The organism is Acinetobacter sp. 251-1, from assembly GCF_030329305.1.
Classification (GTDB): domain Bacteria; phylum Pseudomonadota; class Gammaproteobacteria; order Pseudomonadales; family Moraxellaceae; genus Acinetobacter; species Acinetobacter piscicola_A.
In genome coordinates this window covers 1-15,141 of sequence record NZ_JACANS010000013.1, presented here as the reverse complement: position 1 = coordinate 15,141, position 15,141 = coordinate 1, and the positions used below count along the sequence as shown (strand labels likewise).

Sequence of the window (15,141 nt, the reverse complement as noted above, 5' to 3'; positions counted from 1 at the left end):
TTTCAATTAATTATATTTCTTAAAAATAGTCAATCTTGTACACAAGCAACCTCTGCTAGCTTCGTATTTAGAACCAAAACTATTGAGTGTTGCAATATCAATATAAGACGGTTCAAGCATCGCCATAGCATTGATATGATTTTCTATTCAACATCATTTTCTCGACAAGATAGCTCATAATATTCCTTGTTTTTAGCTAATTTTTTAACTTCATAACCATAATAATATTTGCTCTCCAAATCCATTTTTTCAATTTTACATTGATTTCTTTGAGCAAACTGTTGAATCTGCTTTAAATCAGAAGCTTTGGCAAAAATAGCGCCCCAACCTTCATTCACACAACAACCCGCATATTCAGACATATATTCATCAAACAATAAAACAAAATTCTGACCTAAAAATTGATACGGTTTTTTAAACTGATACACATCATTATAATCCGCTCGTGAAACAGTCGGTTTATTTGGAATTAAACCTTTTTGCTGTAAAGTTTTAAAATCAGGAAATTGAGCAGCTCCCTTCCCTAAACCACGATAAATATTTTCCTCAGTTGCAAAAGCCGACATACAACTGATTGAAAATAGAAAAATACAACTGATTTTATAGATATTATTCATACGAATTCCTGAGTTCAATATTGAGGTTAACTTTTTAAGCCACTCAATCTAACTTGTTTTAATCAATATATAGCTGCCTGCATTTAGCATAATTTTAACGCTAAATTTGAAATTTAGAATTAAAATTATGCAAAAAAAACTATCTGAGTGCACCAATATAGTGATGAGGAACTTGTGCTTTATAAATTTCTTCCTCGGTTACTTCTGCGGCATATCGATCATAAAGTTCATCTTCTGAGTTTTTTACAGGTGTAATTTCAAGATAAATAAGCTTGGACAATTGTTCTGATATTTCTTTTAATTCTAAGTCATTAGTTACAAGTGCTTGTTGTAGAACATATTCTGCATATTCTTTATTTTCAATTAGATATCTAACATCAATCACTCGCCCTGATATACGTCTAAAACGATTATATAAACGTGTTGCCACAGTAAATGTTAAATTATTTGCACGATATTCGTCTACAATATGTTGTTGCATTTAATTTCCCCAAAAATTTTCAGAAAAGTTTTTAGACCATTCATTCTATTTTTAACAATGAATATGATGTTTATAGGCAAAAAACATACCAAAACAATTTTTTAAATAAAATGCTGCCAACACATTTGTAAAGAAACCCCAATTAAAACAATCCCCATAATCCTATTAAAAATTTTAGCACGCTGTCCGATATTTAAAAATCCTGCTAATTTCTGCCCTACAACACCCCAAATAAACAAAGATAGATAACAGACCACAAAATAGATCAGCACAAACAATGCCAAATAAAATTGATTATGCGAGCCAGAAAATAAAGCAGTGCCTGAAACGGCCGCAATCCACGCTTTCGGATTCAACCATTGCATCAAAACACCTTGCATAAAATTTGGAATTTGAGCATGACCCTGTTCAGACGTTTGGATTTTTTCAATTTCGGCTTTAAAAATATTCCACCCAATCCAAACCAATAATACTGTGCCCAAAATGGTAATGGCATCCAATAAAATAGGATAGTTCACAATAATTTGATATAAACCAAAACAAACGGCAGCGAGTAATAAGGTAAAACCAAGCGTTGCACCTGAAATAAATGCAAATGTTTTTTTTCACCCCGTAATTTATACTGCTACTGAGAATCGTCAAATTTACAGGTCCGGGCGATATCGACATTGACAAAGAAAATGTTGTCATTGCAAACAAAAGACTCAACATATTTATGGTTTTCATTTTTGGAATAGATTTTTAAATATGGATGCAGCGTCTATTTTTCAAGCAAAAATATAAAATAAAGCATTAAATTAAGTGTGGTCTGCTGATTTTTTTAAATAAATCCTCATACGGAACGTAAACGCTAAGTTTTCGTCATAAAAATACGTTAAAATATGCGATTGCTTTGTTGTCTTTGGAAATGTTCATGAATTCGAAACCACGTCTTTCTACATATTGGGTTACCTGTGCGGATGGACTAGAAACCTTACTACAAGAAGAAATAGAAGGTTTAGGCGTTGAAAATGTTGAACGTTTTCCTGGTCGCCTGATCTTTAAAGGAACACTTGAGCAAGCCTATCGTGTTTGTATGTGGTCACGTTTGGCTTCACGGGTATTAACCCCAATCCATGTGCATGGGCTAGAGTTCACACATGATGCACGTGATGTTGCTGAAGAGTTATATGAAGGTGCAATCAATTTTGACTGGTCACTGATTTTTGCACCACAAAGTACATTCGCTATTCGTTTGCATGTTGAACGTGATATTAAAGTGAATACCCAATTCGCTACTTTACGTGTGAAAGATGGTGTAGTTGACTCCTTTATGGAAGCCGTGGGTAAACGCCCAAGTATTGATATTAAACAACCTGAAATTACACTATACGTTTTAGCAGGTAAAACCGAACATACTTATTGTTTGGATTTATCAGGTGATTCTTTGCATAAACGCGGTTATCGTCGTTATATGACAGATGCTCCGATTAAAGAAAACCTTGCTGCAGCAATTTTACAAAAAGCCAAATTAAAACAGCGCCATCCTGATATTATTCTCGATCCAATGTGTGGTTCTGGTACCTTTATCATTGAATCTTTAATGATTTTGACTGATCGTGCGCCGGGTTTGGTACGCCGTTTTGGTTTCTTAGGTTGGAATGGACATGATCATGATTTATGGATGAGCATCAAAGCTGAAGCTGCTGAACGTCATAAAAATGCCATGGCACAACCCTTACCTCAGTTGTATGCCTACGATGCCGACTGGGAAGCAGTGAAGGCTACCAAACAAAATATCATTGCCGCAGGGTTTGAATCCGTTTTAGATCAAATCAAAATTGAAGAACGTACCTTAGCAGATTGGCCTGATTTTAAAGCTGAAGGTAAATCAGCGTTTGTGGTCACTAACCCACCCTATGGTGAGCGTTTGGGTGACAAAGCATCAAACCGTGCATTATATTTAGGTCTTTCAGCACTTTTACAAAAGAATTTCCCAAATCAATATGCTGCTGTGATTGCTGCTGCTGTTGAACAAGCAGACGTGCTTGCATTTAATCATCCACAAATTTTACGTTTAATGAATGGTAAATTGCCAATTTATATCCGTTTTGGCGATATTAAACCTGCAACTGTGGTTCAACCTTTCCTTGCTGACTGGCAGCCACAACAATTTGAAAAAATTGAAGGAGCAGAAGACTTTACCAATCGTTTGCAAAAAAATATGCAAACTTTGAAAAAGTGGGCAGTGAAAGAAAATATCCATTGTTTACGTCTATATGATGCTGATTTACCAGACTTTAATGTCGCAGTAGATTTGTATGGTGAGCGTCTACATGTACAAGAATATGCCCCCCCAAAAACCATTGATCCTGAAAAAGCTAAAAAACGTTTTAATCTCGCATTGGCTGCAATTCGTGCAGTTACAGGTCTAGGTCGTGATGCAATCTTCATCAAAACACGTGCCCGCCAAGAAGGTAAAACTCAATATTTAAAACAAAGTACCGCATCAAAGCGCTTTATCGTACAAGAAGGTAAAGCGAAAATTTTAGTCAATTTAACTGATTATTTAGACACAGGTTTATTCTTAGATCATCGTCAAATGCGTTTACGTATTGCCGCAGAAGCCAAAGGTAAACATTTCCTCAACTTGTATAGTTATACTTCTACAGCAAGCTTGCATGCAGCTTTAGGTGGTGCAGCGAGCACAACCAGTGTCGATTTATCGAATACTTATCTAAATTGGTCAAAAGAAAACTTTGTTTTGAATGGGTTAACTGTTGATCATGCAGATGAACAACATCAATTCTTTGCAAGTGACTGTTTTGAATGGTTAAAAGAAGGTCATGAGCAATATGACTTAATTTTTATCGATCCCCCAACATTCTCAAACTCGAAAAAATTCTATGGTACTTTTGATGTACAACGTGATCATATTTCATTGATTAAACGTGCAATGAATCGTTTAAGCACACAAGGTACATTATATTTCTCAAACAACTATCGCGGTTTTGAGATGGATGAGGAAATTGAAGCGATGTATGATGTACAAGAAATCAGCAATGAAACCATTGGCTTAGATTTTAAACGCAATCAAAAAATCCATCGCGCTTGGAAAATCACCCACATTCAAAACTAGTCATTTTGCATGTTTTAGTGCGCATCACGACTCACATAAATGGTGACTTTATCTGCGGTCGTCACTGTGACTTTGTTGCTATGCGCACTTGTACCATATTCTGTCATGATGGCTTTATGGGGTAACAAGGGGCGTTTTTCTTGATTTTGACTCTGGTAAGCATCTTCTTGGCGTTGTTGTTCATGGTTATTGAGCACCGTATATGCTAAATGCTCTTTTTTATTTTCATTGGCATGTTTCGCTGCAAGCTGACTATTAATCTGATTTTGCTGTTCAACAGGTACTTGCACATCACGTTTGACTGCCGTAATAACCACGGGGGTAATCGTGCCTCCTCCGTTTGCATCTTTTGCAAGTGCATCATCTTTCAAAGGTGAAATTGCAAAGGATGGAGTACACACTGAAGCAAGCAAAATAGCCATAATCCATTGTAATTTCGTTTGATCTAAACAATCCACATGACGATCCATCTTCAAATTCCGTTGTATCTATTTTTTATTTTCTAATTCAAATTAACAATTTTTACTGATTGTAACAAGCTAAAATTATGAGTTCCCGATATTCTGCATCGATAAAAATTTTAATATATAATTTCAATAACTTATATAAAATTCAACCCATTTAATTTTAAAAAACGTTCAAATATAGACCATATTTCTCAATAAAGAACCATAACTTATTCTTTTAAATACTGAACAAATTGTTGTATTTATATAAATCGAACTGGTCTAAGCATAGAATAGTACAAATTAAATTTGCATAAATTATCATTTTAGTGAGATATTTATCATTCTTATTTCATATTTTGATATATTTAACAATTGATAAAATTTTATTTTGATTCTAAAGTAATCTTTGATTTTTAAATCAATATCAGAGAAATCATGCGTTATAAAATTATTGATATTTATCATCATAACAATACCCAACATTACATCGCAAAATGCTTAAAACAAAATTCACCACAATTTATTACTTTGGAAAGCCAACGTACACTATGTAAAGAGCTTGATATTATTGATGTTGACCTCACAATGAATCAAGCGACTTGGGCAACAGGAGAAAAAATTGCGTTAAATATTTTGCATAAATTTGACCACTTAGAAAAACTATATGACTTAAATGAATCCTAAAGTTTAAGTAAAAATAAAATTATATATAAATCAAAATTTTAAAGTTGTAGCTAAATTCTTTTTTGCAGCTTCTTCAAATCTTTGTTGAAAATATTGAGTCTGAAATAAGGGCTGTTTTTGATAAAATTTTGTCAAAACTTCTGCCCTTTTCACTTGATAAGTCTCAGGAGGCACCCATGCATATTCCTGTTGGATTTGTTGTTCATATTCAGCAAAACGTTGGGTTGAACTTGCCAAAATCGCCAAATCAATATCCAATAAATATTTTAAATCATGCTCTTTTGTCGGTAGATGCTTCTTGGTGGCAATAATCCATCTTGCAACTTTTTCAAGTTCGGCTCGTTTTAAAATGCCAACACAGTGTTTTTGCATGAATTTTGCACTTTGTTCTTCATTATCTGATGCTTGTGGATCATAAATAATATCATGAAACCAAATAGCTAACTCCACTGCGACAGGATCTTTAAGTTGGTGCTTGATTTCATAGAATAACTCTAAACATTCCACAATATGTTGGTGGTTATGATAATAATTACCAACATAGCAGTGAAAAAGAATTGAAGATAATGATTCTGATTGCACAGATTTTAAATGCATAGAATCAGAAAACTGTGCCCAATACTGTTGAAATTTATCATGATAATTTTGCATTGGGCACACTCCTACTCGACAAAGATTATTCAGCAGCTTGCTCATCTCGCTTAAAGACCAACTCACCTTTGAGTGAACTGTCTGCATCAAAATAATAACCATCTACATTGAATGCTTTTAAATCTTCAATGTTTTCAATTTGATTTTCCATAATAAAGCGTGCCATTAAACCGCGGGCTTTTTTCGCATAAAAACTAATGACTTTATATTTGCCATTTTTCTGATCTAAAAACACAGGTTTAACGATTTCAGCATCAATTTTGCTTTCTTTGACTGACTTATAATATTCATCAGAAGCCAAGTTTAGTAAAATTTTACTGCCTGCTTGCTGTAAATCCTGATTAATCAAATCGGTAATGTGGTTGCCCCAAAACTCATATAAGTTATTCCCCACCGTATTTTTAAGCTTTGTACCCATTTCTAAACGATAGGGCATCATCAAATCTAAAGGACGCAACACCCCATATAAACCCGACAACATGCGTAAATGTTGTTGTGAATATTCAATACTTTTTGCAGATAAATGATAGGCATCTAAGCCCGTATAGACGTCACCTTTAAAGGCAAAAATCGCTTGCCGCGCATTAGAAAAATTAAAATCAGGTGTCCAATCGCGAAAGCGTTCAACATTCAAATTGGCAATTTTTTCACTCACACTCATTAAACTTGCAACTTCAGATGCAGATAAAGCACGGCAAACCGCGATCAGTTGTTCAGACTGTTCTAATAACCTTGGTAAAGTATAATGATCTGTAGGTAAGACTGACTCATAATCCAATGTTTTTGCAGGAGAAATTAGGACAAGCATAAAGATTTCACTTCAAAAATTGACTTAAATAATATAACAGTTGCACTGTATTTATGCGAATTGTGTTTTTCGTAATAAATTATCGTTACAATAAATCACTTTCGTAAATATTGAAGTGACATGTCTGAACATCTCCTCATTCAAGGTCAAGTAGGAAATATCGACGTTTTAGTGGATCTTCCACAGGGTGAAGTCAAAGCCTATGCCATTGTGTGCCATCCACATCCTTTGCAAGGAGGGACACCACAACATAAAGTTCCTACCTTATTAACACAAATTTTCAACCAACATGGCTGTATTGTTTATCGTCCTTATTTTCGTGGTTTGGGACAAACTGAAGGCATACATGATGATGGTTTTGGTGAAAGTGATGATATTTTAGCGGTGATTCAACATATTCAAAGCTTGCACCCTAGATTAATTTTTTATGCCGGTGGTTTTAGTTTTGGCGCCCATGTTTTAGCAAAATGTTATGTACAACTCACCGATGTCCAACAACCTAAACAAATGATTTTATGTGGCTTACCAACAGCACGTGTACGTGGGATTCGAGAGTACAAAACACCCAACTTAAATGGCGACATTTTATTGATTCATGGTGAAAAAGATGAGATTACACTGCTTGCAGATTTATTGATTTGGGCAACGCCGCAAAAGCATTTAATCACGGTACTTCCTGGTGCAAATCACTTTTTTACGGGATATTTAAAGCAATTAAATATCGCAATTGCACGTTTTTTAAATGTTGAATAGCATCTTATACACTTGCAATTTTATCGTTTTTATAAAAATTCATTGAACAACACTTCTCCCTCAAAACAATTTATTGCATAAATGTACTTCTCCAATCATGATCAATATCATATTGTTAAAGAACTTTGAAATGATGGGTTTGATCCGTTAAGCCCGATCATTTCTTCTCTCATTTTTGAATTATACTTTGATAAATATAGGGAATATTTCACAATGCAACTACAACAAGGTCAAAAATTACAATTACAACAACTTAGTCTTCAACAAGAATTAAGTATCGAAGTCGATATTCAAGCATCTTTTAATATTGATCTTTCATGTTTTGGTTTAGATGCAAATCAAAAACTCAGCGATGAAGCATTCATGGTGTTTTATAATCAACCCGTAACCCCTGACGGTGCTGTGCGTTGGCAAGCACAACCCAAACAAACCTTCCATTTTCAACTTAATTTAGTCAATTTAAATCAAATACAACGTTTTAGCATTTGTGCTGCAATCGATGACCCACATGCCACTATGAAGCAAATTCAAGGTGGAACAATCAATATTAAAAATCCGTCAGGTCAAATTTTGGCAAGCTTTACGATTCAACCTCAAATCTTTCACCAAGAAAAAGCCATCATGCTTGCAGATGTTTATTTTAAAGATGTTTGGCGTTTAGGCATTGTTGCACAAGGGTTTAATGGTGGTTTGGCTGCCCTAGTTGAGCATTTTGGGGGTGAAGTTGCACAAGATGAGGCAACGCCATCAACGATAACACAACCTGTTTCAACCCCAACCCCACCAATTTCACAGCCAACAACAACGAACCCAAGCGGGTTAAATTTAAATAAAATTCAATTGGAAAAAACGGGACAATCTCACCACATTAATCTCAATAAAAACAATCATGAATATCTCAAAATTGAAGCGATTTGGGTCGACAATGGTGATGGTCGTAGTGACAATGATGACCTAGATTTGCGTGTCGGTTTTATGCTGCAACACCAAAATACAATGGGTTATGTATGGTGTCCATCTCAGCAAGGGGCTTTAGAAAGTTATCCTTATATTCAACATCAAGGTGATATTACAGGTGCATCTATTGCTCAACCGGGTAAAGAAACGGTTTTGGTTCATCCTGATATCGCCAAAAAGCTAGGTGGCAAGGTTGCCTTAGTCTTTTCTGTGTATTCAGCAGTCAGTAATGGTGTTGTTTCGATTGCTTCATTACAACCTAAAATGCGCATGCAATATGGTGATCAATTGGTGGAGTGCGTTTTTAACGCTAGCGTCTCCGCCAAAGCCAAAAGTCGTTTTGTTTATACCTATGTCATTGGGGTAGCCATCATTGATGAACAAGGTATTACCTTACAACATTCAGGCATGACCAGTGGACGTTTTAGTGAAGACACACCTCGAATTATTTGGAAAAAAGATGGAACTGTCGACATTAAAGTGGATGGTAAACCAATGTTTAAATAACGATTTTAAAAGAATATTTCCTTAAATATACAAATCTTGTATTTAGGGAAATATTCGAATGACTGATTAAAATGATCATCTTAAAAGTCAGATCATACTGAATAGCGTACAATCTATGTTCTATTTAAAATCAAATTTACAGCAATAAGTTCAACCTATATCCGCCCATGTTAAACCAAACTTCGCCAAATACTTTTTCACTCGATCTGAATCGTTGGTGCTTTGGCGTTGTTCGCGGGAAATGGCAAATAAACGTCTGCCTGCATCTGCCATCGACTTTGACTGCTGACACACCGCAATCACCCCTTCAAGCTGGATTCGATCAAATTCATCTATTTCAGCCAATTGTTGTGTACTGAGCAATCCAATTAAATTAGACACTTTTTCAGGTTCAGATTGTAAGTGCCACAAGCGTTGCAGACGTTGAATCTCTGCCTCAACTTCAAACAAACCAATGCGTTCACCATTTGCCAAAGTTGCCATGCGAGTCACGCTTGCGGTTAAATCACGGAAATTTCCCTGCCAAGTGGCTTCAGAAGATTGTGCAAATTTTAAATATTTTTCTAAAGCATCACTATGAAAACGCAATTGACGCTGTTGTTGCATAGCAAAACGCTGTAATTCAAACTCAATATTGGGTGCGATATCTTCACGGCGATGCTTTAAATCAGGTAAGAAAAAAGTCCATGTATTTAAGCGTGCCCACAAATCTTCCCGAAAGCGTCCTGCTTGTACTTCTTCACGCAAATCTTTATTCGTCCCCGCAATCAGTTGAAAATCTGCCTGCACCTCTTTGTCTGAACCGACCGGAAAAAATGATTTATCTTCCAATGCTTTTAGTAACATGGCTTGTTCATCTAAGCCTAATTCACCAATTTCATCTAAAAATAAAATCCCACCATCAGCACTTTTTAAATAGCCTGTACGGGCATTAGCAGCCCCTGTAAATGCACCTTTGATATGCCCAAATAGTGCCGACATAGCACCATCACCGCATAAAGTTGCACAGTTCACATCAACCAAACGCCCTTCTAAATGGAATTTTTCTTTCTTCAACTGATAAATTTGTTTCGCTAAATGTGACTTTCCAACACCTGTTGCGCCCATAATTAAAATCGGTGCAATGGAACGTGTTGCGACCAACTCAACCTCTTGAATCAATTGATTAAAATCTTTATTTTTGGTAGCAATATTGGCTTTAAGTTGTTGCCAGTTTGCCGTTTTTTCATTCTCGAAACGTTGATTTAAAGCGGCATAACGAGACAAATCTAAATCTATAATGCGATACTCACCTTCAGGTTGCTGCTTGCCTGTGGGTGAACTCTGAATCAATTTGGCTGGTAAATAATGAGCATCGACCAATAAATACCAACAGATTTGTGCAACGTGCGTTCCTGTAGTGATATGCAGTAGATATTGGTAATTTTCCGTATCAAAAGGATAAGATTTTACAAAATCATAGAGTGCGCCATACATATCCGAAAAATCCCACGGATCTCGAATATTAACTTGATGACCTGAAATATGAGTATTTGGGGAGATTTGTTGTGCGTCTTGTTGTAAATGCTCAATCAAACTTAGGCTACGACGGTCATGCAATAAAACCAATTCATCAATCAGCAAGTCTTCATGCATCAATAAACTCATGGTTGGGCGCCAACGTTGCCAACGTTCTTCCTTTTTGCCCTGATCCAACGTTGAACCGACAAAACCAATCACCACCGTTTTTTTAGATTTTTGCATATTTTCTATAAAATTTTATAGTTTCTATATTTACAATATAGCCAATCTAGCACTTTCATGCTATTCATTTTATACAGCATAGTTCAATGCGATTAAGATTAAATAGTATAATGTAGAATGTGCCATTCACCTTTTTTAATCGGTTGATATATTCATAAGGCAGTGAAATTGAAAACATTTGAGCACTCGATAAAACATTCTGCTCATAGCGACAAACCTCCCGTTTTTGCTCATCTATCAGTAACCAAGCAATCCGCTGCTGTGGTGCATAATGTATCTTGATCGTTATATCTTCAGCCGCATGATTTTGTCCTACATGAAAATCAGGTCTTAATTCTTCAGGGGGCGTATGCTTAGACTGAGGAAAATTTAAACCGCCCTCTGTATAACCTTGACTGTCATGAATGACTACACTTTGCCTAAAGGTTGGCCAAATACAATGTCGTAAAAAATGCTGATCAACAACTCGTAGATTCAAATACTCACCATTAATCATAAAATCATTGATTTGTTGTAATAAATTTGAAAACACATGCCCACAACCTGCAAACATACCTGCAAAAATCAACTCTGTATGTGTATAGCCATCACGCATGATATGAAAATATCGATCTGAATCTAGCCATGCCTCAACTGCTGCTTGCTCACGATAAGACAATAATGAGTCAGCATCTCGAATAAGATAAAAATCAACTTCAGGATCTTCCATGACCAAAAATCGCCAAAATAAACCTGAAACTTTTTTTTGCTCATCACTTACATAAATGACTTCTGCACCCAAATAATGCAAACGTAAAATCACGTGAAAAGGTACAGAGTAATCAACATAAAAGCGACAAGTCCATGCAGGATAAAGCTGTTTTGCTTTTTCTACATTCAAGATAGCCGTTTCACAATATCTCGGTTGTTGACCAAATAAAGAAAAACTAATGATGTTACGATGGGGAGTATTACGCTTAAATTGAGGACGTGGTTGAGCGAGCGTAATCCCTTGGATATGTTTTACTTCCTCTGCTTTATGCTGCAAAGACAAGCGTGCTATTTTCTGTTGCTCGTCTGTTTTCCCCAATAAATAACAAACCTCAACCAAACCATCATAAATCGTAGTGTTTACGATTGCCGGGCTTACTTCAATCGCTTGTAAATAATGTGTATAGGCATCCTCTAAATATCCCGAACGCAACTCAGCCAAAGCTAAGTTGGCATATAACCAACTCTCCATCGGCTGATATTGAAGTCGCTTCAGTAATATTTGACGGGCAGCCTGAAAATCTTTGCTGCGAAATGCCTTCATGGACTGTTCTTCTAATTCACTTAAAATATCGGTGATATCCATGATTCAATCGACCTTCATTTATTCAATGTTGAGCTGTATTCACTTTATGATATTTCAAATATAACCCTCTATAAATATCTAACAATTAAAAGTTATCGTGTCACCTGCTTTAGTTGAGTAATATATTGGACTGATCTTGGTTCAAGACCACGCCATTGTAATGGACTTCATTCAACTCATTCAAAAATTTCAAAATTTAAGATATTTCTTACCTTGTCTCATTTTATAAAAAAATAAATCAACTGCGCATAAATGATTATAAAAATATATAGTTTTATATCTAAAAAAATATCAAAGACAAAATTATTATAATTTCAAACCCACATAAAAAATAAAATTAAAATAATTTAACAAATTAAAATCAATGATTTAAAAATTAATTTAAGCATAACAATTAAACTTGGCACACTCTTCGCAATATATCCATCAAGAAATTAAAAATTAAACTTGAGGATGCTGTCATGGCGAACAAGACAATTTTTGCCTCTCGCACTGCGAAGGCAAAACCACCATTAGAATTAAATGAAGCAGGCGGTCGTGCTTATCCATTAAAATCACGTGCAGCTTTGGCACAGTTGGCAGCAACAGGTACGTTGAACCATACTTTTTACCAAGATGCACAGGTGCAATTGGATCAGATTCTCACTTTGGCATTGGAAGTTGAACCTGTATTTGTTGCCAAAACAGCGATTTATGCACGTCAACATGCACATATGAAAGATACGCCTGTGGTGTTATTGGCATTGCTTTCAGAACTCGATGCCGATTTATTTAAACAACTTTTCCCAATCATTATCGATAACGGAAAACAATTGCGTAACTTTGTGCAGATTATGCGTGCAGGAATCATTGGACGTAAGTCTTTGGGTTCATTACCAAAACGTATGGTGAATGATTGGATTTTAACGGCAAATGATCAACAGCTTATGGCGGCGAATATTGGAAACAGCCCATCACTTGCGGATGTGTTGAAAATGACCCATCCAAAACCAAAGACTGAGCAATATGATGCCTTCTTTGCCTATGTGTTAGGAAAAGATTATGCCATTGAACAATTGCCACCTCAGATTCAGGCATTGGAACAATTTCGCTTAGGTCAGACGACTGAAGTACCAAAAGTACCGATGCAGTTGTTGACCAATCTGAATTTAACAGCAACACAATGGGCGGAAATTGCTAAAAATGGTTCTTGGCAAATGCTTAGAATGAATCTGAATACTTTTTTGCGTCATGGTGTATTTGAAATTAAAGGCATGGCCAAAATTATTGCGGATAAATTGATGGATGAAACGGCGATTGCCAAAAGTCGGGTTTTGCCTTATCAGCTCATGATGGCATGGTCTGCCCTTGCAGAAGGAATACCGCATGAAATTGCCAATGCACTAAAATTTGCCATGCAACGTGCGATTGCCCATGTACCAAAGTTATCAGGAAATGTGGTGATTGCGATTGATGTTTCAGGTTCAATGGGAAGCCCTGTAACGGGTTATCGTAAAGGGGCAACTTCACAGTTACGTTGTGTCGATGCGGCGGCTTTATTTGCAAGTGCATTTAAATATGTGAATCCAAGCATACGTTTAATGCCCTTTGATACTCAAGTGCGTGCATTGTCTAATCTGACTAAAGTACAGCAATATTTGCATAAAAAGACATTAGGAGATCGACAGGAAGAAATTGATATTTTCGCCTTAGCCAAAAAATTTGCCAATATGTGTGGTGGTGGAACAGATTGTTCTAAACCATTGGAACAGTTAGTGAAAGAAAATGCCGAGGTCGATTTGGTGATTTATTTTTCGGATAATGAGTCATGGGCAGATCAAATCCGTCGATCTCAACATCAAACAGGGATGATGCATTATTGGAACAAGTTAAAACAGCAAAATCCAAATGCAAAACTTGTCTGTGTCGATTTACAACCTTATGCGACTGCGCAAATGCCTGAGCAGAAAGATGTAATGAATATCGGTGGATTTTCCGATACCGTGTTTAAACTGATTGAAAGTTTTGCCAACAATGAAATGCATGCAGATCATTGGGTTGGCGAAATTGAAAAAATAGAAATTCCACAGTCTCAGCTTCACGCAAGCTGATTCTGCGAAGCAAATTTGACATCATCATTGTGAGATATTTCATCTAAAAAATGTGATATCCATATTGACCATGTTAGATAAACGCACAAATGCGCTAGGAACTACATTTTTCCAATGAAACGTTTCTAAAATAATTTGTTGTGCGCGTTGTAACAGATTGCCAAATGCAGATAGAACTACATTCTTTCCAAATGACATGTTTTATCAATACCTTGTTGGCGATCAGAAAGTGAAAAAATGCATAAAATGCGTTGAGGACTACATCTTTAATGCGTAGGTCGGTGGTTCGAGTCCATCCTGTATGGCAGACATACGGTAGCTCAGTTGGATAGAGCAACGAAACGTCTTCAATATTTTGTTTATGTAAATGTGGTAAAAGTAAATCAAATGCTTCAAGGACTACATCTTCAATTGACGTAATCGGTGGTTCGAATCCATCCCATTATTTCGGTAATGGTAGCCAAGTGGTAAGGCGCGAACGTCTTTGATATTTTGTTGATTTATGTGTAAGACAGTGTATGAAAATATACTGAGATCATTGATCCATCAAATGCCGATAGGACTACATAGGGACTAAGAGATCAGCGGTTAGACTCCGCTGCGGTATGTACATACTGTCGCTTAAAGCAAAAGCGCTAAGATAAATGTCTTATCATTCAACTTGTTGATGGGTGATTGATCTATGCGGTAAAAGATCAAATTCGGATTGAATTACATTAACCCTTTTGACGGTGATCATGCTGAATTAAGGCTCGTATTTAATCCTAGAATTTGCTGATCTTGTTGTAAAAATAACAGGATATAAAATGCCTTGAGGACTACATTATCCGTTTGTCGGTGGTTCAATTCCACCCTGTTTTACTTTTAAATGGCTTTGTTGCACAAAGATTTGAAATGCAAAGCGCCCCTAATTGATCCAAATTTAAGGCGTAACTTGGGTAAGTGGG

13 protein-coding genes are annotated in these 15,141 nt (G+C 36.0%); 5 read left to right on the top strand and 8 right to left on the bottom strand.

The window, feature by feature from the left end; translation table 11 throughout:
• Positions 1-143: 143 nt before the first annotated feature.
• The 3 genes from HX129_RS11855 to HX129_RS11845 all read right to left on the bottom strand — a co-directional run bounded on the left by HX129_RS11855 (position 144) and on the right by HX129_RS11845 (position 1,685).
• The gene (locus HX129_RS11855; protein WP_286433244.1) at positions 144-617 is read right to left on the bottom strand and encodes a hypothetical protein; all 474 of its coding nucleotides are present in this window, start codon (positions 615-617) and stop codon (positions 144-146) included.
• 139 nt (positions 618-756) lie between these two features.
• A complete protein-coding gene (locus HX129_RS11850; RefSeq protein ID WP_286433245.1) occupies positions 757-1,098 on the bottom strand; it encodes a hypothetical protein in 342 nt (113 codons plus the stop codon).
• Between the two features lie 101 nt (positions 1,099-1,199).
• Positions 1,200-1,685 carry a LysE family translocator gene (locus tag HX129_RS11845; RefSeq protein ID WP_286433448.1) on the bottom strand — a complete coding sequence of 162 codons (486 nt, stop codon included), beginning with the start codon at positions 1,683-1,685 and terminating at the stop codon, positions 1,200-1,202.
• A 326-nt stretch (positions 1,686-2,011) separates the two neighbouring features.
• On the opposite strand from HX129_RS11845, the gene rlmKL reads away from it, so the two are divergent.
• The gene (rlmKL, locus tag HX129_RS11840) at positions 2,012-4,216 is read left to right on the top strand and encodes a bifunctional 23S rRNA (guanine(2069)-N(7))-methyltransferase RlmK/23S rRNA (guanine(2445)-N(2))-methyltransferase RlmL (RefSeq protein WP_286433246.1); all 2,205 of its coding nucleotides are present in this window, start codon (positions 2,012-2,014) and stop codon (positions 4,214-4,216) included.
• A 14-nt stretch (positions 4,217-4,230) separates the two neighbouring features.
• Here the strand turns inward: rlmKL and HX129_RS11835 are convergent, their stop codons facing one another.
• Positions 4,231-4,686 (bottom strand): hypothetical protein, encoded by a 456-nt coding sequence (locus tag HX129_RS11835; protein WP_286433247.1) that lies wholly within the window; start codon positions 4,684-4,686, stop codon positions 4,231-4,233.
• 414 nt (positions 4,687-5,100) lie between these two features.
• On the opposite strand from HX129_RS11835, the gene HX129_RS11830 reads away from it, so the two are divergent.
• The gene (locus HX129_RS11830) at positions 5,101-5,349 is read left to right on the top strand and encodes a hypothetical protein (protein ID WP_130073806.1); all 249 of its coding nucleotides are present in this window, start codon (positions 5,101-5,103) and stop codon (positions 5,347-5,349) included.
• A gap of 30 nt (positions 5,350-5,379) precedes the next feature.
• Here HX129_RS11830 and HX129_RS11825 read toward each other — a convergent pair whose 3' ends face one another.
• Positions 5,380-6,000, bottom strand: coding sequence for an HD domain-containing protein (locus HX129_RS11825; RefSeq protein ID WP_286433248.1), 621 nt, complete (start codon positions 5,998-6,000; stop codon positions 5,380-5,382).
• A 25-nt stretch (positions 6,001-6,025) separates the two neighbouring features.
• On the bottom strand, positions 6,026-6,808 hold the full coding sequence (gene yaaA, locus HX129_RS11820) for a peroxide stress protein YaaA (protein ID WP_286433249.1): 783 nt from the start codon (positions 6,806-6,808) through the stop codon (positions 6,026-6,028).
• 120 nt (positions 6,809-6,928) lie between these two features.
• Here yaaA and HX129_RS11815 point away from each other — a divergent pair, with 120 nt between their 5' ends.
• The gene (locus tag HX129_RS11815; RefSeq protein ID WP_286433250.1) at positions 6,929-7,561 is read left to right on the top strand and encodes an alpha/beta hydrolase; all 633 of its coding nucleotides are present in this window, start codon (positions 6,929-6,931) and stop codon (positions 7,559-7,561) included.
• 213 nt (positions 7,562-7,774) lie between these two features.
• Entirely contained in the window at positions 7,775-9,025 is a 1,251-nt protein-coding gene (locus HX129_RS11810) for a TerD family protein (protein ID WP_180046660.1), read from the top strand.
• Between the two features lie 150 nt (positions 9,026-9,175).
• Here HX129_RS11810 and rtcR read toward each other — a convergent pair whose 3' ends face one another.
• Positions 9,176-10,768: an RNA repair transcriptional activator RtcR gene (gene rtcR, locus HX129_RS11805; RefSeq protein ID WP_130073811.1), complete on the bottom strand. Its 1,593-nt coding sequence runs from the start codon at positions 10,766-10,768 to the stop codon at positions 9,176-9,178.
• Between the two features lie 64 nt (positions 10,769-10,832).
• On the bottom strand, positions 10,833-12,104 hold the full coding sequence (locus HX129_RS11800; RefSeq protein ID WP_286436200.1) for a tetratricopeptide repeat protein: 1,272 nt from the start codon (positions 12,102-12,104) through the stop codon (positions 10,833-10,835).
• Positions 12,105-12,565: 461 nt separating this feature from the next.
• Between HX129_RS11800 and HX129_RS11795 the strand changes: the two genes are divergently transcribed.
• The gene (locus HX129_RS11795) at positions 12,566-14,194 is read left to right on the top strand and encodes a TROVE domain-containing protein (protein ID WP_286433252.1); all 1,629 of its coding nucleotides are present in this window, start codon (positions 12,566-12,568) and stop codon (positions 14,192-14,194) included.
• Positions 14,195-15,141: the final 947 nt, after the last annotated feature.

Bases quoted from the DNA above. Each gene is read 5' to 3' on its own strand.
- rlmKL (WP_286433246.1), top strand. From the start codon at position 2,012: ATGAATTCGAAACCACGTCTTTCTACATATTGGGTTACCTGTGCGGAT.
- yaaA (WP_286433249.1), bottom strand. From the start codon at position 6,808: ATGCTTGTCCTAATTTCTCCTGCAAAAACATTGGATTATGAGTCAGTC.
- HX129_RS11800 (WP_286436200.1), bottom strand. From the start codon at position 12,104: ATGGATATCACCGATATTTTAAGTGAATTAGAAGAACAGTCCATGAAG.
- HX129_RS11795 (WP_286433252.1), top strand. From the start codon at position 12,566: ATGGCGAACAAGACAATTTTTGCCTCTCGCACTGCGAAGGCAAAACCA.
- HX129_RS11855 (WP_286433244.1), bottom strand. From the start codon at position 617: ATGAATAATATCTATAAAATCAGTTGTATTTTTCTATTTTCAATCAGT.
- HX129_RS11830 (WP_130073806.1), top strand. From the start codon at position 5,101: ATGCGTTATAAAATTATTGATATTTATCATCATAACAATACCCAACAT.
- HX129_RS11835 (WP_286433247.1), bottom strand. From the start codon at position 4,686: ATGGATCGTCATGTGGATTGTTTAGATCAAACGAAATTACAATGGATT.
- HX129_RS11825 (WP_286433248.1), bottom strand. From the start codon at position 6,000: ATGCAAAATTATCATGATAAATTTCAACAGTATTGGGCACAGTTTTCT.
- HX129_RS11850 (WP_286433245.1), bottom strand. From the start codon at position 1,098: ATGCAACAACATATTGTAGACGAATATCGTGCAAATAATTTAACATTT.
- HX129_RS11815 (WP_286433250.1), top strand. From the start codon at position 6,929: ATGTCTGAACATCTCCTCATTCAAGGTCAAGTAGGAAATATCGACGTT.
- rtcR (WP_130073811.1), bottom strand. From the start codon at position 10,768: ATGCAAAAATCTAAAAAAACGGTGGTGATTGGTTTTGTCGGTTCAACG.
- HX129_RS11810 (WP_180046660.1), top strand. From the start codon at position 7,775: ATGCAACTACAACAAGGTCAAAAATTACAATTACAACAACTTAGTCTT.